Consider the following 26,036-nt stretch of genomic DNA (forward strand, 5'->3'; position numbering starts at 1 on the left):
CACAAAGATACTATATCCAATTCAAAAATCATTTCGAAATCTTTCTCAAAACTTCTTTGGCGGCAGCCTTATATCCGGCGGATTGCGCATGAAAATCTTTGTTGATGATGTTTCTCAATTCGTCTTTAATCCAGTCTTCCTTTTGGGCATAATGGCATAAAGTGTACATGGCATAGGCTTTTGGAGCCACTTTAGCATCACCAATGAGCCAATCCAAACAGATTTCAATCAGTTTTTCTTTTTGGTTTTCGGTCAATGAAATAGTTTTGGAAGTGCTTAAAAAATAAGCCGTTCTTGACATCCCACGAATGGCGGATTCGTGTTTGTACTGGGCCATCGTATTACAAATTAAGTCAATGAATGGAACCAGCATTTGCGTATGCGTTTCGACCAGCAATTCAATAATCCAGACGGCTTTGTAGTGGTTTTTATTAGATAAATCCGTTGCGAATGCCACCAACTCAGTCATGTGTTCCGGGTTTTGAGCCACAAAATCGCGAAGGCCATGGCGGCAATTGGTACTGGCGTTGCTTTTAGCAATTCGGTCCTGAAAAATCGTATTCATTTTGTAAAAATAGCATTTTTGGAAAAAAGTCTTAATACTTAGTACTTAATACTCAAGACTTCTTTAAATTTGCACCTTATTTTAAAAACAACACACATGATACATTTGCACGACAAAACCTTCGAACCTTTTATTTCTTCGGAAGAGATTGATTTTGCCATTAAAAATTTGGCCAAACAAATGGACGATGATTTTTTTGATGAAGTGCCTGTATTTGTTGGCGTTTTGAATGGCGCTTTTATGGTGATGAGCGATTTGATGAAACAATATCGTGGGATGTGTGAAGTGAGTTTTGTCAAAATGGCTTCGTATGAAGGAACAAAAACAACTCATGAAGTAAAACAACTGATTGGTTTGAATCAAGATTTGGAAGGCAGAACAGTAGTAATCGTCGAAGACATCGTGGATACCGGAAATACTATTGAAGAACTGAAAGCTATTTTCAAAGAAAAAAAAGTGAAGCATTTAAAAATTGCCACCTTATTTTTCAAACCGGAAGCCTATAAAAAAGACATTAAAATAGATTACGTAGGAATCAGAATTCCAAATAAATTCATCGTTGGTTACGGTTTAGACTACGACGGTTTAGGAAGAAATTTACCGGATGTATACCAATTAGCAGAATAACATATACCTTACTATAACTACAACTTTTACAAAATGATTAACATCGTTCTTTTCGGAAAACCAGGTGCAGGCAAAGGCACACAAGCTGAATTTTTAAAAGAAAAATACAACCTGACGCATCTTTCTACCGGAGATATTTTCAGATACAATATAAAAAACAACACGGATTTGGGGCAGCTAGCCAAAACCTTTATGGACAAAGGCGATTTAGTTCCCGATGAAGTAACCATCAAAATGTTGGAAAGCGAAGTGGATAACAACCCACTCTCAGCCGGATTTTTATTCGACGGTTTTCCTAGAACTTTGGCGCAGGCAGCCGCTTTGGATGCTTTTTTAGAATCCAAAGGACAAAGCATTACGGCTACTGTGGCGTTGGAAGCTAACGATGAAATCTTGGTGCAACGTTTGTTGGAAAGAGGTAAAACATCAGGCCGACCTGACGATCAGGACGAGGAAAAAATCAGAAACCGGTATGACGAATACAACCAAAAAACAGCGCCATTGACCAACTATTATGATGCTCAGGGTAAGTTTTATGCGGTGGATGGCATCGGTACTATTGCAGAAGTTACGCAACGCTTAAGCTCAGTAATCGACAATTTATAATTTACGTTTTTGGTTAGCAGTTATATTCATAACGCATAACTTATAACTCATAACTCAAAATGGAAATACTAATCATTCTTTTTTTAATACTGCTCAACGGCGTCTTTTCCATGTCGGAAATCGCATTGATTTCGGCGCGTAAAAACCGTTTGGAAACCGCAGCCAAAAAAGGAAATACCAATGCCAAGGTGGCGTTGGATTTGGCCAATTCACCTAACAAATTTCTATCTACGGTTCAAATCGGAATTACGTTAATCGGGATTCTGACCGGGATTTATTCCGGAGATAAGATTACTACCGATGTTACTTTATTTATAGAGAGCTTTGCGGCGTTAAAGCTTTATGCCCACAGCATTGCTGTTGGAATTGTAGTGGTGATATTGACTTTCTTTTCTTTGGTTTTAGGTGAATTATTGCCGAAAAGAATTGGATTGAATTATCCCGAAGCGATTGCCAAAGGCGTTGCCGTTCCCATGAAAATGGTGTCCATAGCCACTATGCCGTTTATTTGGTTATTGACTAAATCCACCGATTTTATTTTGGATGTTTTCAAAATCAAACCAACAGCCGACGGAAAAGTTACCGAAGAAGAAATCAAAGCTATTATCAAAGAAGGCACCGAAGGCGGCGAGGTACAGGAAATAGAACAAGACATAGTAGAACGCGTTTTCCACATTGGCGACCGAAAGGTAAATTCCTTAATGACGCACCGCCAATCGATTGTTTATCTTTCGTATGACGATACGGTTGCCGAATTGAAAACCAAAATGCTGGACGAATTGCATTCGTTTTATCCGGTTTGTCAGGATAATTTGGACGATGTGGTTGGTATAGTATTGCTGAAAGATTTGTTTGCCGGTTTTGAAAAAGGCAATTTCCAATTAAAATCGATTGTCAAAGAACCGGTCTATATGATTGAACATACTTCGGCCTATAAAGCGCTGGAGAATTTCAAAAAATCCAAAGTACATTATGCTTTGGTAACCGACGAATACGGTGTTTTTCAGGGAATTATTACCTTGAATGACATCTTGGAAGCCTTGGTGGGTGATGCGGCCGATTTTGATGATGATGAATACCAATTGATAAGCCGGGAAGACGGAACGTGGCTGGTGGACGGATTGTATTCCTTACACGATTTCCTGACGTATTTTGATATGGATGAGTTGACCAATGACTATGAGGTAACCACCGTGAGCGGTTTAATCATGACCGAAATGGGCAAAATACCTACCACCGGAGAGAAACTCATTTGGAACAAATTTGAATTAGAAGTCATCGATATGGATGGCGTGAAGATTGATAAAGTGCTGGTAAAAGCATTAAAAGAATAAATAAGTTGGCCGTCACAGTCGCAGTTTACAGAAAGTGGTAAATGGCGGAACTGAGACTGAAAACTGAGACTGAAAACTAGGAATTATGACAGAGGGAAATTTTGTAGATTACGTAAAAATATATGTTTCTTCCGGAAAAGGAGGGAAAGGTTCTTCGCATCTACACCGAGAAAAATTTATTGAAAAAGGTGGCCCGGATGGTGGTGATGGTGGTCGCGGTGGGCACGTGATACTAAGAGGAAACAAAGGACTATGGACTTTATTTCATCTAAAGTTTGCGCGTCATATCAAAGCCGGTCACGGTGGCGATGGCGGAAGCTCTCGTAGTACCGGACACGATGGGGAAGATAAAGTGATTGAAGTGCCATTAGGAACTGTAGTTCGCGATAAAGAAACTGAAGAAATTTTGTTCGAAATCACGGAACATGGTGAAGAAAGAATATTGGTAAAAGGCGGAAAAGGTGGTTTAGGGAACTGGCATTTTAGAAGTTCGACCAATCAAACACCGCGTTATGCCCAGCCGGGTATGCCAACGGAAGAGTTGGATGTAATCTTGGAATTGAAAGTTTTGGCCGATGTAGGTTTGGTAGGTTTCCCAAATGCCGGAAAATCGACTTTGCTTTCGGTATTGACATCTGCCAAGCCAAAGATTGCCGATTATCCGTTTACGACCTTGAAGCCGAATTTAGGCATTGTGGCGTATCGCGAATTCAAGTCGTTTATCATGGCGGATATTCCCGGGATTATTGAAGGTGCGGCCGAAGGAAAAGGATTGGGGCATTACTTCTTACGCCACATCGAAAGAAACTCGACGTTATTATTTTTAGTGCCTGCCGATGCCGATGATATCAAAAAAGAATACGAAATTCTGTTAGACGAATTACGCCGCTACAATCCGGAAATGTTGGATAAAGACAAACTGATTGTGGTTTCCAAATGCGATATGCTGGACGACGAATTGAAAAACGAATTAAAATCCCAGTTAGATAAAGAGTTCAAAGGGACTCCGTATTTGTTCATTTCCTCAGTAGCCAATCAAGGCTTAACCGAGTTAAAAGACAAGCTTTGGGAAATGCTAAACGTAGACACCGAAGAACCGGAGAACAGTCATGGTATATAAATAAAAATCCCGCTTAAAGGCGGGATTTTTTGTTTGAATTTGTCACTCTGAGTGGTTTTGACTATATGTGTCTTTTTTGAATCAAATATTTTTCTAAGTCTACTTTATAAGAATTAAAGTCAAAATCTTTCAGTTTTGATAATCGAGTAAGAGAACCCGATGTAGTCAATATTTCTTCAGAGACTTTTTTAATTAGTTCTGTTTTATTGAGTGCTGAAACTTTGTTGAATTCTATTTTACAATCAATTTCCACACAATTATTTGACTTTATTTCAAATCCGTCAACAAATGATGTCCTTTCTCCTGGTTTATATCGTGGTCTTTTGACCTTAAAAAATTGGTCAAATTCAGGTTTTACGATTATTATTCCAAAATATAGCTCATTTAAATCTTTCCCATAATCCCGATTTTCAAAAAAAGATTTTAATTCAACAGATAAATCATTTATCCAATTGCTTTGTTCTTGAGATAAGCTGGTATATTGTGCTATTCCAAAATTCAATTTTATTCCTGTTTTAATATCATCAGCTAATATATAAAAAAGATTACAAAGCAACATCGCACCTCTCCGCAATACGTTTGCCATCCTCCGCAATCAAAAAGAATCCTTCCGAAAAGTGTTTGTTACTGTCCGAAGACCAAAAGCAACTTTCCGAAGTGTTTTGGAAGCACTCCGAAGACTCTTTGAAGGAGTCCGAAGCCTCGTTGAAGGCTGTGAGCCCTTGAAAATGCTGAAAAGTTGGTTTTTTAAGACAAAAAGCTCATTTTCAAATCTTCAAATCTTCAAATCTCCGAATTCAACACGATGATGGTGTTGTTTTTATGTTAAAAACCCCTCGTAAATTCTCGAAAAAAACTATATTCGCACCGCTTTTTAGCGCTATTCTGTAACACGATTTGTAACAATTTTGTTTTTTGATAGACTACTAGCATTCAATCTAATAACACTTATAAATACTAAAATGAAAAAAATTATTCTATCCTTAATCGTCGGGATGATGTTGCTTCCTATGAGCATGAAGGCCGATGAAGGAATGTGGTTTCTAATGTTTATTGAACGTTTGAACCATAGAGACATGCAAAAAGAAGGTTTGCAACTGACTTCCGAAGAAATTTACAGCATCAACCACCACAGTTTGAAAGATGCTATTGTACAATTCAATGGAGGCTGTACCGCCGAAATCATCTCTAAAGATGGTTTAGTATTAACCAATCACCATTGTGGTTACGATGCCGTGGCTGAGCTTTCGACAGCGGATAACAATTTGTTGAAAGATGGTTTTTGGGCCCAAAACAAAATGGCTGAAAAACATCCGGAAACCAGTTTGTATGTGCGTTTCTTTGTGCGTATGGATGATTGTTCCAAAAGAATTTTGGCCAAACTAAATCCGTCAATGAGCGAGGCAGATAGAGAGAAAGCAGTGAATGCTGAGATTGCTTTAATCGAAAAAGAAAACAACGAAGGTGGAAAATATACCGTTTCGGTAAAATCGTTTTTCCAAGGCAATGAGTACTATTATTTCGTTTATCAGGATTATAAAGACGTACGTTTAGTAGGAGTTCCGCCGGAAAGTTTAGGAAAATTTGGTGGCGATACTGACAACTGGGAATGGCCACGTCACACAGCTGATTTCTCTATGTTCAGAGTCTATGCTGATAAAGAGGGCAACCCGGCAGATTATTCTCCAAACAACGTGCCTTTACAGCCAAAACACTATTTGCCTGTAAATTTAGCCGGAGTTAAAGAAGGTGATTTTGCCATGATTTTAGGTTATCCCGGAACTACCAATCGTTGGATGCCGGCAGGTGGTATTGAGCAAAATGTAAAGTTTGCTTACCCTGCTTGGGTAGAAGGTGCTAAAACCGGTATGGACAACATGAAAAAATACATGGATCAAAGCGATGCCTTGAATCTGGTTTACGCTTCAAAATATGCCAGAACAGCCAACTATTGGAAAAACCGTCAGGGAATGATTGATGCGTTAACCAAATTCGGTACAGCCAGTTCAAAAGCAAAACAAGAAGCTAAATTTGACAAATGGGCCAACAAACCAGCCAACAAAGCCAAGTATGGTAACGTTATTACCAATATCAATAAGTTCTACGCCTTGACCAATGAAAAGTCAAGACATGATAACTACTTATCACAATTGTTCAGAACCTCGGCTTTGGGTAACATCGCAAGAACATTAGGAAAACAAGTAGATGCTTATGTGAAAGCAGATGCGGCTAAACGAGCTCAAATGGCTCCGGCTATCGAAGAAGCGGCAACAGCCATTTATAAAGACTTATACCTTCCGGCTGAAAAAGACATCTTGGCGGCACAATTGAAATTGTATGCTACCAAATCAACCGGTTACAAAATCGCTCCGATGGTAGAAAAAATTGGTGCTGAAAATAATAACGATTTTACAAAATATGCCAATGCGGCTATTGATTTGAGTATTTTTTCTTCGTTAGACAGAGTGAAAGCATTCCTGCAATTGCCAACACAAGGACAATTAGATAACGATCCGTTGTATGCTTTGTCTACTAATCTGGTAACACATTTTACTTCAAAATCAGATGAAATTGCCAAAGCACAAAATGATTACGGAGCTTCTTTCCGTTTGTTAGTGGAAGGTTTGAGAGAGTCAAAAATTGGCGCTATCAAATATCCGGATGCTAACTCTACGTTGCGTTTGACTTATGGAAAAGTTCGTGCTTTGCCAGCTGATAAGCGTAACGATGCTAAAATCAACAATTACACTACCCTTGACGGACAAGTGAAAAAGTATAAAAAAGGCGATGAAGAATTTGACTTGCCGGTGAAAGTTCTTGAAATGAACAAGAAAAAAGACTACGGAAGATTTGCTGATAAAGACGGAAGTTTACACGTGAATTTCCTAACCGATAATGATATCACAGGTGGAAATTCAGGTTCTCCGGTGTTGAACGGTAAAGGGGAATTAATCGGTTTGGCTTTTGACGGAAACATTGAAGCTATGGCCGGTGACGTTATCTTTGACAACAAATTGCAAAGAACCATCAATGTAGATATTCGCTATGTGCTTTGGGTTATTGAGAATTTCTCGGGAGCCAAACACATTGTTGACGAAATGACTTTGGTAAAATAAGATCACTTCAGTTTATAATAAAAAACGTCTCGAATTTTCGGGACGTTTTTTTTATGGATAGATAGTTTAATGAGATTAATTCATCACCCTTTTGGTTACGATGGTGCCGTCGCTTAGCATGATTTTGACAATCAACGCTTGTTGGTTTATTACGGCATTGTTGATGGTAACTTCGGTTTTGTTTATTTTATCAGCAGTATAAACTTCTCTTCCGACTAAATCATATAGTATTACACTTTGAATGTTTTGTTCCGAAGATTGTATGCTGATTTGTTTATTGGCAGCGGTTACAAGAACAGTTTCTGATAACGCTTTGCTATTGTTGCCATTGCCATGTGGATATTTATAACGCAATCTGAAACGGGTGTTATTCGTTCCGGCAGTAATGTCAAAAGTATAAGGGCCTTCGCGTAGATTTTGAATTGTTTTGGTTTCAGTGTCTTCTAAAAAGATGTTTTTATTTGGATTTTCAAACAAACCATCCACTGCTCCAATGGCAATAGTGTATTTGCCAGGAGTGGTGATTTTAACGCCAAGCGGCACTATATCATTAGGGTTAAAAGGAATTGAGCGTCCTTGAATTACAAACTTATCATTGCCAATCATAGAATAAATTGCCATTTGAGTTGGTGCCAATGTACCTGCGTCAAAGAAGCTGTCGGCCTCCATGGTAGCGCCTTCAATATAACCAATCAGGGCACGGTCAGATTGCTTGTTAACATCTAATAAATCCAGCCAAATTCTGTTTCTTTCGATATCGATTATGTTAGTATTTGCTGCATTTGGATTGGCTGTTTTATAAAAGGTAGTATTGGAATAACTTTCATTTCTAAGATTATTGTTAAAAGAAACGGTAGTGGAGGAAGCAGCACCATCCACCATTTGAACAAAAAATCCTTGAGCAGCACCAACAAATAAATCAGCACCCGCAGCCGGACAACAACTGGTTCCGGTGAAATTATAAGTAAAATAATCACCCGGGTTGTAATTGTAAATAAAGGTGTTGTAGAACGGACTCGAAATGATGGCCGGCAACGTTCCGTGGGTCCATAATCTTAGTTGTCCCATAATCTTGGTGTTGTTGTCTAATAAAAACTGACTGCCTTTTATCGAGGAAGGATAAGGGTTTCCAAGTAAATTCCAGTTGTCGCTGTAATTGTTTATTTCGGTTCCATTGGTTCCGGTATGATACGCTGTGTTTTGGTCATTGCCACGGTAAATGATTGTAGTGATGATACCATTGTTTGGGACACCATTAAAAGTGCCAAGAAGTGTGGAGTAAGCAGTATTGCTAAAACTAGCCGGACCTCCGACTATATAACCTGTTCCCGGCAACATCGTATTACCAGTGGCGCTTTGCCAATTGCCCTGACCTCCGTTGTTGTTAGCGACAGTTGTGTTCCACTTATAAATTAGTCCGGAGGCGATAGGAGCGGTGATATTACTCACGTTAAAATTGGCTACCGGTGATGACCAGTACACATAATCTAACTGGCGAATACTAGTGGTTCGTTCCATAGTAATGTTTCCGGTATTTACTGCCGAATTATTAATCTGAACCAAATTGCCACTGTTTTTTATGGTAAATGTTCCTCCGGTGGCTACTTTCACAAAATCGGTAATGGTGATGTTGTTAGCCGAATTCAATTGTAAATTTCCTCCATTTAGCACAGTTAAATTATAGCCATAAGCATTGTACGATGTTCCGGAAATGATTGGATCATTGGTTACATTCGGAATCACAACACAGTCAGTATTCGTTGGAACGCCAACCGGTGTCCAGTTGTTTGCTTTGTTCCAATCGGTATCAACGGAACCATTCCATACTTTACTTCCGGTAACGGTAACGGTGGTTTGATCGGTTTCTTTCAGAGTTGTCCCATTGCACAAAGTATAGGTTACTTCAGCAGTATAAGTTGTTGTTGAAGCCGGACAAACATTAATCGTATCAGTAGTACCAACAACAGTACCAGCAGTTCCGGCACCTTCATACCATTTGATTGAGGTAATCGATGTGCCGGCAGGAACAAATCGCCAGGCTTCATTGGTGACTGCCCAATTGGTGTCTAGACCATTTCTTCCAGGAGCCACTACCGCTTGTGTTCCGGCCGCATTTTGAACTCCAACAATGGCATTCCCACCATTCCAGGGCGATACGTTGTAGTCGTCTATATTTTTTTCTTTGATGTATACTTCAATAACATTTGTATTTTCATAAAGTACCATCATGCCGCTGTATAAAATGCTATTGGTAGAAAACATGGGAACATCACTCCAGGAAGCGACTAAAGCACGACAACCTGTATTTAAAGTTATTAATTCCCAGCCCACTTCGCCACCTACACTCGGATCAATATCGTGATAAACGCCATAAATGGTATTGGCAAATAAGGCTCCGGTTGTGCTTGGTAAGCTATTGCTAAAAGCATATCCGGTGGCTCCTCCGGCATTGGCAGTATTGAAAGATAACATGCCGTTCGAACCAATTAGACAGGAATTATAAGTGTTGCCATAAAAACAAAAATTAAAAGGCAAGTTAACTACCGGAGACCATATATCATCGCTATTCACACTCACCGCATTGGCTAAACAATTGAATTGATAAGGCGGTGCGTAAGGGATAGCCTCCACTGAGTAGCTTGTTGTTTGACCCAATCTTAAGTAGGTAGCTTCCAAGTCAACACAACTTGAGTTGGAAAGGCAGTCGATAGGTGCCGGGTCTGCTCCGTTTAGACCTAAACCACCTGAGGTCACTGATGGACAACCTAAACTGGTTGTACCGGTTCCTGTACCGCTGGTGCAAGGTACATTTGTGGTAACACAAATGGTAAATGTTCCTTGCCCCGAACCACTACTGTAACTATGAACTCTTATGTAATAAGTATTTCCAATGGTTAATCCGGATAATATTGTTGCTTCGTTTGAAGAATATGTGTCATCAACACAATCTACACTTGTTAAAGATCCGCAGCTACCACTAAAAATTTGCAGTACAATATCCGACAAACTACCGGGAGTTACGGTTACTGTGTGAGATGGATTTGTGGCCACAAACTTATACCACACATCATCATCGGCCGTACCGGAACAAGCTGTTTGAGATTGAGTAGCTCCTAAAGTTGTTCCTGAAGTATTGGTAGCACAAGATAAAGTAGGGTTCACCGTTAATGAAATGGCACCACTACAATTATCATTTGCGGGAGTTGTAATCGGACAGTTAAGTACAAAACTAATGCTTCCGCCGGATGAGCTTTCTGGGTCTAAAAGGATGTAATATTGAATTCCGGCTGTTAGGGCAAAAACCGGTGTGGTACCGGCTCCCCAAAGCGCATCGATACATGTCCAACCGCTACTGCCACAACCTGATGAAACGGGTTTGAATAGATAATTAATATAATCAAAAGAGCTAATTTGTTGTATAAAATAATTTCCGGATGTAGAAGGTGTAAAGGTGTAAATCTGTTCTTGACCCGGAGTACTCCATCCGCAAGTAGAGGAACCATAAACTCCGGTACCGGATGCTATTGTAGTATTAGTTGTTGAGCTACAAGCCGAAATATTTGGAATAGAGGTACATGGATTAAAAGGGGTTGTGCAAGTTCTCGAAATGGTAAAAGGTCCTGTAGTAGTTCCACCACTTGAGTAATAAGCAATATAGACATAATAAGTTACTCCTAAGGTTGCTGTAAAAGTATAAGTCTCTGTGCCGCTTGAAACCGCTATGTCCTGACAGGTTATATTGGTTAAAGATCCGCAAGACCCACTAGCTATTGACATTTCAATGTCATAACTTGTAGTTGTTGCTGCTATAGTATTTGAATTTCCATCTCCAACAAAAGTATACCAAACACCATAGTCTGCCATAGTACAGCCTGTTCCGTTAACATAACTTAAAGCTCCAACTGTAGTGCCCGATAAATTGGTAGTTCCGCAAGGCAACGAAGTTGCATTTGCACATTGATTGTTTGAAGGAGCAACCGCTACTGTGGTAACATTTCCGGTAACATACGTACTACTGCAGCCATTGCTGGCAAGAATTCTGTAATAATATTTAGTTCCGGAACTTAACCCAGTTAGGTTTAAGGTTACAGTCGGTGCAGCAATAGTAAATGGAGAGCCCGCCACATTTGTCGTGTAACCGGAGTCTGTTGTCACTTGAACAGTATAGGTTACTGCGGAAGCAGAACCACCCGTGGGTATGGCCCAGTTGAGTGAAAATCCGCTAGTGGATATACTGGCCGTGGCAACCGAATTCGGTACGGCCGGACAAGTTGTGCCATTACCGGTAAGGGCTCCGCTGGTATTATAAATCGGACCACCGGAACAACTGGTGTTGTTGTACGCATAAATGAAATAGTAATATTTTGTGTTGCCGGATAACCCCGATTCAGCAATGCTGGTTGATGATCCTGTTTGAACAAAAGTTAACCCTGCCCCAAGTGTAGCAATATTGGCACTGGAATAGGTTGTTCCATTGACAGGTTGTGATGGCGGGCTGTTGGTTGTTGAGCTTATTACCAAATAACCATCAGCCGTTCCTGAAAATGAAGAAGGAATTGAACTTGATGTTATGGTTCCGAGAGAAAAGGCTGAAGCTTGACTTGCAGGAGCGACACACGGACTTACGGAAATACAACTAACACTAGCTAACCAACCCGGATTGTTGGTGGTTGAGTCAGACCTAAAGCGTATGGTTATAGCTCCCGTTGCATCGGTTGAAACTATGGTTCCGGGACTTGTTGTTCCGTAATACGATCCAGCGGGGCAATTTGTGCTGCTACTTCCCACTGATAAACCGGAAGAAATTATGGGTGAAGCGGTAGTAGGCCCATTGTAAATAACCATTCCGTCATAGCTTTCAGTATCAAATGTGCTGAAGATCATTTGAATTTTATTAGTACCTACTGAAGGTGTAAAAGTGATAGTATAATCTTCCGAAGCATTATAGGTGTCGCTTGTAGTTCCGGAATCACTAAAACTATAAGTTGTGCCACAAGTAATGGTTTGTGAGCAATTGGCAATTGTTGGAATCACAGTGTTGCTTGCTGTTGATGTCCAGGAAATATCATCAACATATCTTTCTGCAGCTCCTGATGCTCTGGTATCCCTGATTCTAACGTAAACATTGGTCAACGAAAGAGCTGCCAAATTTAAAGTGAATTGCTGATAGGTTCCTGTAGGTGTTACTGTTCCTTGCGATGTCCAAGTACTGTTATTCAGTGAAGTCTCAATTGTGAATTGCGGTGAACCTGTTGAGGTTCCGGAGCGTTTGTACCAAAATGAAAAAATGCTTGGATTTGCAATTTGAGGAGTCTCTAATATGTCGCCATTTGCATTAAAAATAGCATAATTTACACCTGTTCTTGCTGTTCCTGATGTGGTTCCGTATGTCATAGATGTGGCAGCCCATGTTCCGCCTGAAGTGGGTAATGATGTTCCTAAGCTTTCATAAACCTGATAGTTGCTGCATTGGGCAAAACTGGTAGCAATATTGAATAGAACAGTTAGTGCTACTAACGCAATTTGAGAGGCAATTGTCCTCAAAACTACCGGTTTGGAATTTTGAGTTTTTGGGTAATCTATAGTCATGGGAATTTATTCAATCTTGGCAATCCGTTAGCAAATATCAAATATAAATATTATACATTGATTTTGTTAAAAAAATAAAACATAATCAACGATTGTTGATAAATAAATGCGGATAATGTGGTAAAAAATATCATTGATAAGATATTTTCTAATTATTTTTTTAGATTTATTAAGGAATAGTTATACAATAAAAAAGGATGCTTTTTTAAAACATCCTTTTTTAGTAGAATCGGTAGCGATACTAAAGTTTAGTTAGATTAGTTTATAATTACTTTCTGAGTATAACTTTCAGATTCTGAGTGTATTTTTACAATATATGTTCCCGATGCAACGTTTGTTATTGGAATTCGAATGTTTTGTTGATCGTCATTTTTAATAGCATAAGTTGTTACTAATTGACCTAAAACACTATATAAATTCACAGATTTAAGAACTGTATTCAAATTATTATTTTTAATGTTCAATGTGCTGTCATAATTTGAGAAATACACAAGCGGTTGTGTTTCTTTTGGAGTTGAAATTCCCAGAGCAGTTGTTTTGAAAATTAATTCAAATCTATTGTTAAAAGTACCGGAATCGCTTTGGAATGAATAGGGGCTTTGTTTTAAATCATGTTCAACGCCTAACAATCGATCTCTCAAATATACATTTTGATTTTGCCCAAAAATCCCATCCAATTCATCAATAGTAATTGAATAGATTCCCTTGTTCGTTATTTTATATCCAAGTCGAATAACATCATTGTCATCAAATGGAAGAGCTTTCCCTTGGATGACTAATGCTCTTTCGTTAAGCAAAGAATAAATGTTGATTTCATTATTGGTATAGGAATCACCGTCATAAAATTTATCAAAATCATTGGTAGCGCCTGCTATGTAGCCCACCAAAGTTTGTCTGAAGGTAGTAGCACTGTATAGATTTAACCAAATTCTGTTTTTTAAATCAGCGGTGTTTTGATTCGTTCTGAAAAATTGAGAATTATAATCAGGAACACGCATACTGTCGTTAAAAGAGATGTTTCCATCAGCAAAAACCTGAGCAAAGAAACCTTGTCCGGCGGCAATTCTACCGTTAGGTTTTAAACTGAGGTTAGTTGGGTCTGTCGATGGTGCTGTACCCACGCCGCCTGATAAATTCCAACTTCCGTAATCTAAAGTATTATACAAGCCGGTACCTGAATAGGTTGTAATGGATGTCCAAAAGAACAACGTTCCTCCCAATTCTGTATTGTTAGAATGTTGTAAAAACGTGGTAGCATTAATGGCGCTAGGGTATGGATTTGCCAAAAGAACAGTATTTCCAGCCACTAAGGAACTTGAGTCAAAACTATCAACTGTTACCGTTAGGGCTCCATTTCTCGGTGTTCCGATAAATGGAAAATCTATAGTTCCGGTTCCGGTGCTGAACGGGGCAATATTCTTCACGCGGGTAATGAATCCTTGTCCGGCTGAAACAGAAGATAGTGTTAGCCAACTTCCCGCTGAGGTACCCGATTGCCATTTGTATTTCAAATCAAATTGACTCGGAATTTGGCTAAAAGCATCTTCGACTATTGGTGAGCCCCAATACACATAGGCCCATCTTGTCATAGATCTACTGGTTCGGGTCATTTTTATACTTCCGGAATTAATGGCGCTGTCATTAGTTTGAATCAAACTGGAACTGTTTTTCAAATCAAATAAACCACCGGTTTTAACTGTTACTTCATCGGTTATGGTAATGTTATTATCAGAATTGACAGTTACTATTCCTCCATTTTTGATAGTGATGTTTTTACCATAAGCATCATAACTTGTTCCTGAAATGATTGGGTCAATAGGAGTGTCAGGAATGATAATACAATTGCTTGATGTTGGTTTTCCACTAGGTTTCCAGTTGCTGTCATCATCCCAACTTGAATTTGCTCCTTGCCAAATTTTAGAATTATTAGTTACAGTAATCGTTTGACTGGTTGTACAGCCATTAGCCAAAGTAGCATTAGCTGTGAAAGAATAAGTTCCGGTTTCTAATTGCGTAATTGTTGGCTTCACATAAACATTCGTAGCCGGAGTTCCTGCTGTGTATGAAATGGTACAGGCCGCATCGGTAAAGGCGGCAACAGGAGTAGCGCTTGTCCAGCTTAAGGCTGTTCCAATAGGTCTGTAACCATATAATTTGACATCGTCCACAGCTAAACCATCACACCATTCGCCATAATAACGAACTCTAACTTTTAAATTGGGCTGGTTTATATAAGCGGCCAAATCAAAAGAAACTGTTTCAAATCGGGTTCCAATACCAACATCTTCAGTATATCGTTTTATTTCGGTCCAATTGCTACCGCCATCGGTTGAAACATCAATAGTAACATAATCAAGCGGAAGATATAGCCCGTCTTCATAATATCTGGAATAAAACAAACGCATGGATAACGTTAAACTTGTGAAGCTGGCGGAACTTACTGTAGCCGAAGCCATTTGATTATGAATCGTTACACCACCTACATCGGAAGTAGCAAAAGCAAAACCATTTCCGTTAACACCGGTTGAAATGGCCGGAAACCAAACATTGTAATTTGTAACCGCCGTTGGTATAAAGGTGCTCGTTTTATTTTGCCATTGAGAATTAGTGTTTTCAGTAGTAGAAACGATATTGGTATTGGTAAATGTTCCTAATCCGCTGGAGAATTTTTCGTTTATTAAATACACTTCTTCTTGATCGCCGGTAGCTGTTAAATTCAACACAACATCTTCACCACAAACACTTGGGCTGCTTGGCGAATAAGTCAATGTCGGAATTGGACTGATATTGGCGGTTACGGCGGTCCTTACTAAAGATTCACAACCGTTATAAGCCGTAACATAATAAATTGTTGAGGTGGAAATTGAAGGAGTTGTCCAGCTTCCGGTAGAAGATGTTCCGACAAGCGTTGATCCTGTAGGGGTGGTGTACCATCGGTATTCGGTCACGCCGGCAGAAGCACTGGTTGCTGCCAGAGTTACCGTTCCGGAGCCACAAGTTCTTCCATCAGTAACTGTTGAAATTAAGGCACTGCAGCTTGATACAACGGTAAATAGATAATCTTCGGTTTCTCCCGGATAATTAATATTACCACAGGAAGTATAACTATCTGTTGAATTGGCATCGTAAGGGAATGTAAAATCACGACTGTTTAATCGCAAACGAATTCTATAATTACCCACAGCAGTGCCACTCGGAATAACAAATCCGAAAGTTGTTGAATAGGTGGAAATTCCGCCGGTACTATATACTTGCTCTCCGGCATCCAAAAAATCACCATCTTTATTCCAATCTACCCAAGCTTTCATATAAGACGAATTCAAAGCTTGTACGGAAATATTAACTCCTTCTCCCTGGGCTTGAATGGCTAAGTTGGTTAGATTAGTAAAGTCCTGATACCCCAATGGACTCGAAGAATAAGTTGAATAATTGGAAACGTCATTCAGTGTTCCCACAAAACTTACTTCAGAGAAATAACCCAAGCTTTGCTGCCCGCTGCTTACAGATGGAGTACAGTAATTAGAACTGATAGTGGCTATGCTTCCATTTAACGGACTTACCATATTATATTTTGGTCCACCGGAACAAGCTGAATTATAGGCAAAAACAAAAATATAATAAGTGGTCGAAACGGTTAATCCTGAAGCTACAAAAGCAGTATTGGCATCATTGTCCACTACTGTGTTTCCGGCTCCTACGGTTCCGCCAATAGTATAAGAAGTTCCATTAACCGGACTCGGCGCTACACCAGTTGTATTAATAACAACAAGATAATTATCGGGCGCCGGACTCGGAGCAGTAAAACTTCCTGCAATGGTGGTACCAGTAGAATTTAGTATTAACGTTATAGGTTGTGTTGTTGGTGCTACGCAAACTATAGGATCAGCGATGGTTATAGTATAATCTTCGGTTTCTCCATAAGTTCCGCTCATAGTACAACTTGAAGTTGAAGCCACATTAGTTTGCCGGCCGTATCGCACTCTCATTCTTGTTGTTCCCAATGTAGCCCCTGCAGGGATAGCCACCGCCACAGTATTTATGGAATTGGCAATAACGCCATTACCAATGAAAAAATATTCTCCGGCATCGGTAAATACTTGATTTTTATTGAAATCTATCCAAACAGCCAAACCGTGTTTTTTATTTCCATTTCCGGTTCCTACGCTTAAATTGTATGTGTTGCCTCGGGTTAGAGTAGTAGTTTGAGTTCCCGTTGCCGGATAATTGGTATACCCACTTGCCGCACAGGTTGTATTGTTGTTTAGTGTATTGATAGTGACATTTGCTATGTAATCTCCATTGGTAGAACAATTCAAGTTTCCGGTAGGGATGCAATAGCTGGTTGCTAATGTAGTGACACTTGTGGTCAAAGGACTTGAAGTTAAATACAACGGACCTCCTGTACAGGAAGAGTTGTATGAAAAAACAAAAATATAATACAACGTAGAAATAGTTAATCCGGAAGCGGTGAAGCTGTTATTACTATCGGTATCAACTACTGTGTTTCCGGCACCTACAGTTCCTCCAATGGTATAAGTTGTTCCGTTTACGGGAGTAGGTGTAGTACCGGTTGTGTTGATTATAACCAAATAATTATTTGGTGCTGGCGATGCTGCTGTAAAAGTTCCGGAAATTTCTATTCCTCCCGGAGTTAACGATAATACTGTAGGTTGCGTTGTTGGGGTTGAGCAAGGCAAAATTTGCTGCACATTTATCTTGTAATCCTGAGCATCCGTTAAGCTGTTTACATTACAAGGAGCGGCGGCTCCTTCCGCGTTAAAGGCAAGTTCAACTCTCAATCTTGATAAGTCTACAACGGCGCTCAAAGGCACCGTAAAAGTATTGGTTAACGTTACACTTTGTGCTGCGGCAACGGTTGAAGTTGTGGATAAAATCGTTTCAGTAGCGACATCAAATGTGCCATTCAAATTCCAATCAATCCAGGCTGAAATATTTTTCTGAGAAGTTGTTGCATTCCAAATGGTAACGCTTATGGTATAGGAATTCGATTGAAGTAAATTAGTTGAAACGGTTGGGTAATAATTCACATAACCATTCCAAGCAGAGTTGCTTTGATTTATAGTATTGAGCGTAACATTTGAAATATAAGAACTAGCCGCGGTGTTTCCCCCAACGGTACAATATGTCAAACAGCTAGAGCCATAAGAAGTAGTAATTGTTACGTCACTTGTTGTACTTCCGCAACTTCCGTTGGTAATTGTCCAACGCAAGGTTGCGGTTGTTCCTAATGTTAATCCCGTAACAGTTGATGTTGCTGAATTTGGAGAAGTTATTGTTGCTGTTCCCGAAACTACACTCCAGGTTCCGGTGCCGTATGTTGGAATGTTACCCGCCAGAGTTGTTGTGGTAGCACAAGCTACTAAAGTTTGATTAGTTCCTGCATTAGCTACAGTATTTGTTGGGCAAGTGTAAGTAATGATCATTGCGCCTCCCTGTCCGTTACCACCGCTTAAATTTTTCTCTCCGGCGCCACCGCCACCGCCACCATAATTGGTAGTAGAAGCATTCGAACCTGCTGTAGCGTTGTTTCCACCGGCACCACCGGCACCACCATAAGTAACTCTTGCAGCACCGCCTGCGCCACCGGTAGATGTATTTGCAGCACTAGTTCCATTGTTTCCGGCTAAAGCACTTCCGGCACCTGAACCACCACCACCACCAGCACCAGCACCAGCGCCACTAGAAGAACCAAAACCATTACCGCCATTTCCACCGGCAAAAACAGCACCGGCATCTCCAAGACTTGCGGCTACTGTACCGCCATTCCCGCCGAGACCATTGGTAGTGGTTGTTCCTGTTGAACCTCCTGCGGCTGTTATTGTTGTGCTTCCAAATGCAGCGGTAGTTGTGCCACCGTTAAATGAAGTGGCTCCTCCAGCTCCAACGGTTATCGTATAGGATGTTCCGGGAATCATTGTAACAGCGCTTCTTTTGGCATAAGCGCCACCACCACCACCTCCTCCGGTATCGCCTTTAGTACTCCCGGACGCTCTTCCTCCTGCGCCGCCACCTATAGCTTCTACTTGTATAGTAGTGACTCCTTGTGGGCAGACCCAAGTCCCTGAGCTTGTGTATGTCGTAACCGTTTGTGCATTTAAGTCATTTTCAAATGATGTAGCAAAAAAGGTAATAATTAGCAATAGTAAATGCGTTCCGTTCCATGATTTTTTACAAAGAACAGAGCAAATAGCAGTAGGGGTAAACGATTTGAGACTTTTCGGGTTGGGGATGAAATAGTTTTTTTTCATAGTCGAAAAGCTGATGCAGTAAATAAACTGAACGTGTTATAATCTCAAATATACACAATATATATGCGCTTGAATGTTAAAATTTGGATTAACGCTTTATTTTTGTTAAATGAGTATTGATAATGGTTCTATTTTAATAAAATCACGAATAATTGTCATTAATTATTGTGTTTTTTAGCTAATTGTTAATTTACTGTATGATTATTTTTTCACTAAAATCACCTTTGTCAGTGGTTACTTTTACAATGTAGGTTCCTGATGCCAGTTGTTGAAGCGGTATTTTTATATCTTGTTGGTTAGTGTTTTCGACTTTATAAGTGCCAACCGATTGACCTAATAAATTAAATAAGTTTACTGCAGTAATATTTCTGGTCAAGCTATTGTTTTTAATGTTTAACATGCTGTCATTGTTTGTAAAATAGAGTAGTGGTTTTACATTATCAGGAGTAACTATTCCTAATGCATTTCCGGTAAAACGCAATGAAAATCGATCGGTATTGTCACCTATTGGCAACGCGATTGAAAAATCACTGTTCTTAATGTCATAATCGTTTCCGGTCTCTTTATCGTGAATATAAAGCTGAGTAGATTCAGGGATATTCTCCAAGCCAGCCACTCTAATGGTACTCAATCCTTCAGTAGCTGTTTTGATTCCAATAGGAATAATTTGGTTTTCATTGAAATCAGTTATGGCTTGTATAGTAAATTTGGTTCCGTTTATTGGCCAGTATAAATCTTCATCATTAGCATCAATCATCGGAGCATCGTAACCAATATCAAAAGAACTGGTGGCATTTTCGTCAGCGCCAACTAACAACTGTCTGTACAAACCGGAAGGCGATTCAAAGGTTAGTCTGATTTTTGGTCGCTCGTCAGTTGCAGTAGCTTCGGTTGCCGTATTCTTGAAAAATAGAGAACTACCAGAAGTTTCTGTTTTGAAAACTCTCTGACTGTTTTTAAAATTGATGGTACCACCAGTTACTGGTGTACTTAAGTTAGGATTGTTGGTGGTTAACTCTGTTGTGGCTCCTGTTCCGATAAAGAATCCTTGACCAACAGCTACATATTTTGTTGGCACTTTTGTACCGGTTGACCCGTTATTGGCAGTTAATGGATCATTAGAAATGGCAACCACCCCACCCATTAAGGAATAGGTAGCATAACCACCCACATATTGTCCTAAAATATGAGCTGTTCCTCCAAAATGATCCCAAAAATATAGCGCTCCGTTGAAGATGTTAGAGGCAGCTCTTCCGGCTCCGTCTTTAATGTTGTCTTTAATAAATTCATCAGCATCAAGGGCAGAAGGATAAGGATTTCCAACTAAGTAACTTTGGTTTAGCGCTATACTTACCGAAATAGTTCCATTATTTGGTTTGCCCACAAAAACATAATTCTGAAGTGTTGTATTTGATGAAGAACCACTGTTTCCTTTCATGGTAAATCCTTCTCCTTGTTTAAGGGTGCCGGTATTGCCTACATACTGCCATCCGGCGTAAGCGGTGCTAACACTGGTGTATTTATATAACCAACTTGTGCTAATTTTTACAGGACTTGTTAAAGCACCATCTGCAAAATAAACACCGCCACCGAACGTCACATTGCTTGGACTGAATGGATTTGAAGTGGAATCTGTTCCGTCTCTTAACACACCTCCTATGGTATAAGTAGTACCATTAGTTGTAACCGGAGAAGACCAGTAATTATAATGATAGCTGCTTTGACTTCCTTGTTGATCTTTTAAAATTCTACCCGTTCCCGAAGATGGATTAGCAGCTGTACCACTTTGTAGTAACTGTGCTTCGCCAACCAGACGAAGGTCGCCACTTTGTAAAGACAGACTGTTAGCTATAGTTAAGGCAAAACCATCTACTACACTTATACCTTTTGCTCCGTTAGAGTTGTTAAGTGTAAAATTGTAAAATGTTTCGTTGGTTTTTATACCTGCATTTATCGTTTGAATTTGATTTGCAGTTGACCCGTTAAAGGTTACCGTTCCGGTTCCCGGTGTAAAAGTTCCGCTGTTTTTCCAATCTCTGCTAATGTATAAGTTGGAATTGGCAGCCATAGTTACTGATGCTGTGTTAGCAATGATTATATCTTGTGCCGAAGCGATATTGCTGTACGAAGCAGCAAAGCTTGATGAAGAAGGATCAATGAGAGGCATTCTTGCTGCTCCTGCCGGAATTTGAGCATTAATCGTTGAAGACGGTAAACCACCGGCCCAATTTCTACAATCAAACCAATCGGTACTGATCAAACCAGTCCATAAACCAGCCGTTCCGTTTAAAACAGTAACAACCGCGGAACCCGTTAAATCTTGTGGTTTTGAAATACATTTGGAATCGCTTAACGCCGTGATGGTATAGGTTTTATTAGAAGTTATACCACTAATGCTAAACACATACGGATTTGTACTAACATTGTTCACTGTCGTTGAGGTTGTTCCGTTACTGTATGTTATGCTCCATGGAGCGGTTCCTGTTAAAGCAACACTAAATGTAGCTGTTCCACCATTGCAGATAGTTTGTGACGGACCGATATTAGCAGTTGGTCTCTGGTTAACAGTAACCGTAACATAAGTTGTTCCGTCTGGGCCATAACTGGTACAACCGTTTAAGTGTGATGTTATAGCGTAAGTGGTAGTTACGATTGGAGAAACTGTAGCGGTAGCCGTGTTACTAATTACAAGTCCGGTAGATGAATCCACCCATTCAGTAGTCAAATTGGACGGAGCTTCCGGAATTAAAATATTATCAATGGCCCAAGAACTGTTTACAGTGCCATGATAATTGAAACGAACTTTTAAATTGGCTTGACCAATATAATTACTCAAATCAATAGTTGTAATAGGGAATGCTGTATAGGGAGTTCGGGTACTGGCACCAACATATTGTGCTAAAACGACAGTGTAAGTTAGACCACCATCTAAAGATAATTCTACCGTAGCGGAAGCGCCAACTTGTAAATTAAAAGCATGATTAAAACTCAAAGTCGCTGAATTCAAACCATAAGTATTGAAAGCAGGAGTTTCCATTATGGAGTTGTAGTTTCCATTGGCAATAGCAAATTTTCCGTTAGAAGTATAATTTACACCGGAATACGTTCCGCCATTCGTAGCACTCAAATGAAATGGAGCCGGATTGGTATTACTTCCACCCGCATTCAAACAATTACCACAACCATCAACTTGCCAGTTGGCTGGATTAGCATTGCTAAATGTACCTCCGTCTTGAATTAATGAACTCGTGGCAAAACCACTTTGTGAAAATAAATCCGAAGAATCCCCAATACAAATAGTAGATGGCGTAGCTGTAACCGGAGTTGGTTTTACATTTGGTATAACATTTACTAAGGTAGTTGAAGAATAGGCCAAACTACAAGGACTATTTTGGACTACAGCTCTGAAAAAAGTGGAAACAGTAATATTAGTATAAGTATAACTGGTTGCAGTATTAATAATAGGAATCCACGAAGCGCCACCGGTTGTAGTATATTCCCATCTAACAACACTACCGGTATTTCCGCTTAAATACAAGGTTCCCGTTGCAAAATGACATTCCGTTATGTTGCTTACGGCAGGAAGTACATTTGGCATTGAACTAGTCACAGCACCTCCAACCGTAGTAGCGCTAACCACTAATGTAGCGGTATCACTGGCAATACTGCCGGAACAACTGTTAGTAACAAGACAAGAATATGAGCCGGAATCACTTGCTGATGTTGAAGATAGTACTAAAGTTGCTGTTGTGGCACCAGTGATAGTTCCACCATTATTTAGTAAAGAAGCTCCTTTGTACCATTGATACGTTAAATTTCCACCGGAAGCACTAACCGAAAAACTTGCTGAATTGCCTTGGCAAACCGCTAAAGAAACTTGTGGTTGGGTAGTAATAGAAACACCTTGATTTACATTTACAGTAGCAAAACCGGAAGCCACTGCACTGCAAGGGCTTGTTCCTGATACCAAACAATAATAGTTAGAAGCGCTATCTCCAACAACTAATGGCGATATCGTTAATGTGTTTGTGGTAGCTCCAGAAAGAGTACCGCCGTCCACTAAAAGTGTAGCTCCTCTGTACCATTGGTATGCCGTTCCATTAGTAGCATTTACGGATAGGGTTGCGGTATCGCCAATACAAAATGATTGAACACTTAAAGGTTGGGTAGTTATAGTTACTTTGTCAATAACAATTAACTCGGCTGTATTGGAAGTAGCATTTGGAGAACAAGAACCGCTAACAACACAATAATAATTGGCTCCGGCATCACTTAAGGAAACAGGATTTATCGTCAATGTTGAAGTAGTAGCTCCCGAAATAGTTCCTCCGTTAGTTAATGAAGTAGCACCGTTATACCATTGGTAAGTTAAACCGCCACCAGTTGCACTAATACTAAAGCTTACAGAACTACCAGAGCATATAGTTTGAGTTGCTGCTGGATTTGTAGTAATTGATGGGGATGTAACGACACTCACAGGAGTTGTAGTAGCGCTGCAATTTGTACTGGTATCAGTAAAAGTAAAAGTCACATTTCCTGAAGTTACTCCTGTAACAAGCCCGGTATTATCAATAGTTGCTTTTGTGGTATCGCTGCTACTCCATGTTCCGCCGGAACTTGGAGTTAATTGAGCAGTATTTCCTGTGCAAACCGAACTTGGCGCAGTAACTACAGGTAAAGCATTTACAGTAACGGTAGTATTAACGGAATTAGTACACCCATTGCCATTCGTATAGGTATAAGAAATAACAGCTGTCCCGGCAGCAACTCCCGTTACAACGCCACTCGAATTGATGGAAGCTTTTGCAGGTGTTGCACTGCTCCATGTTCCACCAGAAGTTACATCCGTTAGAGAGGTTGTATTACCAATACAAACGGATGTAGTTCCTGTTATGGCAGCAACTGCTGGTAATGGATTTACAGTAAAACTAGCAGCACTTGTTCCTGTGCCCGACGGAGTCGTTAAAGATATTGTTCCAGTTATAGCAGCAGAAGGTAAAGTAGCTGTTACTTGAGTAGTGCTGTTTTGAGTAAAGCTCGCTGCTGTTCCATTAAAATTTACAGCTGTTGTCCCTATCAAATTATTTCCGGTTATTACAACAGAAGTTCCAGATCCAACACATCCGTTTGCTGGTGAAAAGGTTATGGTGGTGTAATAAATTTTAATTTGAATATAATCAACAGCAGCAGTAATGCCGCTATTGGCGGTTGCCGATATCACGGCACCAAAATTAGCAGCATTTATATCAGCCGGAGTCCATGTAGTTCCCCACAAATCGGTTGCACTACCATAGGTTGCGGTTGCCAATGTTGTTGGCCATCCGGTTGCCGTGGCATAATTTGTAGCCGTTACGATAGTACCGTTTTTAATTACTCTGACGATGTTGTCTTTGGTAACTTTTCCACCGTTATTGGCGCTGGTTTTTCTGTTTATAACAACTTCTATGCCGTTAATTATAGCTCCGGTAGGAATGGAAAAACCATAATTAGTGCCTTGCAAATAATTGGTAAAAGCATTGGTTGTGATTGCAGAGGTAGCACTTGCTCCATCAGCAGCAGTTACATTAGCGAAAGTGGTCCAGGCAATAGTTCCTGTTCCGGTGTTGTTAGCTCCTGTTCCGGCATTGTTCGGACCGGCAGTTTGAGCTTGTAAAGATTGGCTTGTGAAAGAAGTAAGCACAACTAGAAGTAGGATATATTTTTTAGCAAAAAATAATTCTAGTAAAAATCTTTTTTTCGAGTGTAAGTAGTTTTTCTTCATAGGGCGATGAATTTTAAACTTCGTTAATACTTCCACAAATTTACCCGATACCACCAGTGAAGGGCAATTTTATAGGTATTCTACCTCAATAATCGATAAATTACAGTTTTTGACAAATTTTTTGTTGTTAAAATCGTAATTAGCTACAAAGCAATCATTTATGTTTTTTGAAGCAAGGTAGTTCGTCGATTAAATCTTACTTTAACGGAGGTTTTATTTAGTAAATTCCAACGATTTTGTGGAGAAAAGCATGAATTGAAAAAGCCTATGATTTATTTGCAATCCCTGTTTTTAGCTTTCCGTTTAAACACAATAAAACTTATATTTGTTTCCTATTAAAAAGCAATAAATGAGATTGATTGTCAAAATCATGCTTCTTTTTCCTGTGCTATTGTATTCACAGTCCAATTTTGAAAAAGCCGAAAAGCTATTTTCTCAGGAAAAGTATGCTTTGGCCAAACCCATTTTTGAAAACGTTATTAAAGAAAATCCAAATCATTTAAAGGCATTAGAGTATTTAGGCGATATAGAAGGTATGAATAAATCATGGGACAGCGCCATGTTTTATTATGGTAAATTAAAACAACTCAATCCTAAAGAAGCCAATTATTATTATAAATACGGTGGCTGCCTTGGTATGAAAGCCAAAGACTGTAATAAATTCAAAGCACTGGGAATGATAAGCGATATAAAATCTTCCTTTGAAAAAGCCATACAGCTCAATCCGAATCATATAGAAGCGCGGTGGGCTTTGATTGAATTATACCTTCAATTGCCCGGAATTGTTGGCGGAAGCGAACGAAAAGCACAAAAGTATGCCAACGAATTACTCAAAATTTCTCCCGTTGACGGCTATCTGGCCAAAGGACATATTGCCGAGTATTTTGAACGCTACAAAGACGCCGAAAAAAATTATACCAAAGCCATAGCCATTGGCGGCTCTAAAACCACTTATCAAAAATTGGCCGATTTATATAAAAACAAAATGAATCAGCCCCAAAGAGCAAAATTAGTATTAGAAACATACCAAGATAAAACCAAGTCTTAAA

General features: G+C 39.7%; 11 protein-coding genes. 6 read left to right on the top strand and 5 right to left on the bottom strand.

Features of this window, described 5'->3' with window-relative positions:
- Positions 1-28: 28 nt before the first annotated feature.
- Entirely contained in the window at positions 29-565 is a 537-nt protein-coding gene (locus V7D82_RS04375) for a hypothetical protein (protein ID WP_333599756.1), read from the bottom strand.
- A gap of 96 nt (positions 566-661) precedes the next feature.
- On the opposite strand from V7D82_RS04375, the gene hpt reads away from it, so the two are divergent.
- The 4 genes from hpt (at position 662) to obgE (ending at position 4,252) form a co-directional block, all read left to right on the top strand.
- Positions 662-1,192, top strand: a complete 531-nt coding sequence (hpt, locus tag V7D82_RS04380) for a hypoxanthine phosphoribosyltransferase (RefSeq protein ID WP_333599757.1) — start codon at positions 662-664, stop codon at positions 1,190-1,192.
- Positions 1,193-1,225: 33 nt separating this feature from the next.
- Positions 1,226-1,798, top strand: coding sequence for an adenylate kinase (locus V7D82_RS04385; RefSeq protein WP_333599758.1), 573 nt, complete (start codon positions 1,226-1,228; stop codon positions 1,796-1,798).
- Between the two features lie 59 nt (positions 1,799-1,857).
- Complete coding sequence (locus V7D82_RS04390; RefSeq protein ID WP_333599759.1) at positions 1,858-3,132, top strand: hemolysin family protein; 1,275 nt, start codon at positions 1,858-1,860, stop codon at positions 3,130-3,132.
- A gap of 85 nt (positions 3,133-3,217) precedes the next feature.
- Positions 3,218-4,252, top strand: coding sequence for a GTPase ObgE (gene obgE / locus V7D82_RS04395; RefSeq protein ID WP_333599760.1), 1,035 nt, complete (start codon positions 3,218-3,220; stop codon positions 4,250-4,252).
- Positions 4,253-4,313: 61 nt separating this feature from the next.
- Here obgE and V7D82_RS04400 read toward each other — a convergent pair whose 3' ends face one another.
- A complete protein-coding gene (locus V7D82_RS04400; RefSeq protein WP_333599761.1) occupies positions 4,314-4,838 on the bottom strand; it encodes a hypothetical protein in 525 nt (174 codons plus the stop codon).
- Positions 4,839-5,214: 376 nt separating this feature from the next.
- Between V7D82_RS04400 and V7D82_RS04405 the strand changes: the two genes are divergently transcribed.
- Positions 5,215-7,368, top strand: coding sequence for a S46 family peptidase (locus V7D82_RS04405; RefSeq protein ID WP_333599762.1), 2,154 nt, complete (start codon positions 5,215-5,217; stop codon positions 7,366-7,368).
- A 75-nt stretch (positions 7,369-7,443) separates the two neighbouring features.
- Here V7D82_RS04405 and V7D82_RS04410 read toward each other — a convergent pair whose 3' ends face one another.
- The 3 genes from V7D82_RS04410 to V7D82_RS04420 all read right to left on the bottom strand — a co-directional run bounded on the left by V7D82_RS04410 (position 7,444) and on the right by V7D82_RS04420 (position 24,987).
- Positions 7,444-12,957, bottom strand: a complete 5,514-nt coding sequence (locus V7D82_RS04410; protein ID WP_333599763.1) for a T9SS sorting signal type C domain-containing protein — start codon at positions 12,955-12,957, stop codon at positions 7,444-7,446.
- A 257-nt stretch (positions 12,958-13,214) separates the two neighbouring features.
- Positions 13,215-19,226, bottom strand: a complete 6,012-nt coding sequence (locus V7D82_RS04415; protein ID WP_333599764.1) for a GEVED domain-containing protein — start codon at positions 19,224-19,226, stop codon at positions 13,215-13,217.
- A gap of 190 nt (positions 19,227-19,416) precedes the next feature.
- A complete protein-coding gene (locus tag V7D82_RS04420) occupies positions 19,417-24,987 on the bottom strand; it encodes an immunoglobulin domain-containing protein (RefSeq protein WP_333599765.1) in 5,571 nt (1,856 codons plus the stop codon).
- A 349-nt stretch (positions 24,988-25,336) separates the two neighbouring features.
- On the opposite strand from V7D82_RS04420, the gene V7D82_RS04425 reads away from it, so the two are divergent.
- Positions 25,337-26,035 carry a tetratricopeptide repeat protein gene (locus tag V7D82_RS04425; RefSeq protein WP_333599766.1) on the top strand — a complete coding sequence of 233 codons (699 nt, stop codon included), beginning with the start codon at positions 25,337-25,339 and terminating at the stop codon, positions 26,033-26,035.
- The last annotated feature ends 1 nt before the right edge of the window (position 26,036 follow it).

It is taken from the genome of Flavobacterium sp. (assembly GCF_036741995.1).
Classification (GTDB): Bacteria; Bacteroidota; Bacteroidia; order Flavobacteriales; family Flavobacteriaceae; genus Flavobacterium.

Excerpts from the sequence above, each read along its gene's own strand:
- V7D82_RS04420 (WP_333599765.1), bottom strand. The coding sequence starts at position 24,987 with ATGAAGAAAAACTACTTACACTCGAAAAAAAGATTTTTACTAGAATTA.
- V7D82_RS04415 (WP_333599764.1), bottom strand. The coding sequence starts at position 19,226 with ATGAAAAAAAACTATTTCATCCCCAACCCGAAAAGTCTCAAATCGTTT.
- V7D82_RS04390 (WP_333599759.1), top strand. The coding sequence starts at position 1,858 with ATGGAAATACTAATCATTCTTTTTTTAATACTGCTCAACGGCGTCTTT.
- V7D82_RS04375 (WP_333599756.1), bottom strand. The coding sequence starts at position 565 with ATGAATACGATTTTTCAGGACCGAATTGCTAAAAGCAACGCCAGTACC.
- obgE (WP_333599760.1), top strand. The coding sequence starts at position 3,218 with ATGACAGAGGGAAATTTTGTAGATTACGTAAAAATATATGTTTCTTCC.
- V7D82_RS04410 (WP_333599763.1), bottom strand. The coding sequence starts at position 12,957 with ATGACTATAGATTACCCAAAAACTCAAAATTCCAAACCGGTAGTTTTG.
- V7D82_RS04425 (WP_333599766.1), top strand. The coding sequence starts at position 25,337 with ATGAGATTGATTGTCAAAATCATGCTTCTTTTTCCTGTGCTATTGTAT.
- hpt (WP_333599757.1), top strand. The coding sequence starts at position 662 with ATGATACATTTGCACGACAAAACCTTCGAACCTTTTATTTCTTCGGAA.
- V7D82_RS04405 (WP_333599762.1), top strand. The coding sequence starts at position 5,215 with ATGAAAAAAATTATTCTATCCTTAATCGTCGGGATGATGTTGCTTCCT.
- V7D82_RS04400 (WP_333599761.1), bottom strand. The coding sequence starts at position 4,838 with ATGGCAAACGTATTGCGGAGAGGTGCGATGTTGCTTTGTAATCTTTTT.
- V7D82_RS04385 (WP_333599758.1), top strand. The coding sequence starts at position 1,226 with ATGATTAACATCGTTCTTTTCGGAAAACCAGGTGCAGGCAAAGGCACA.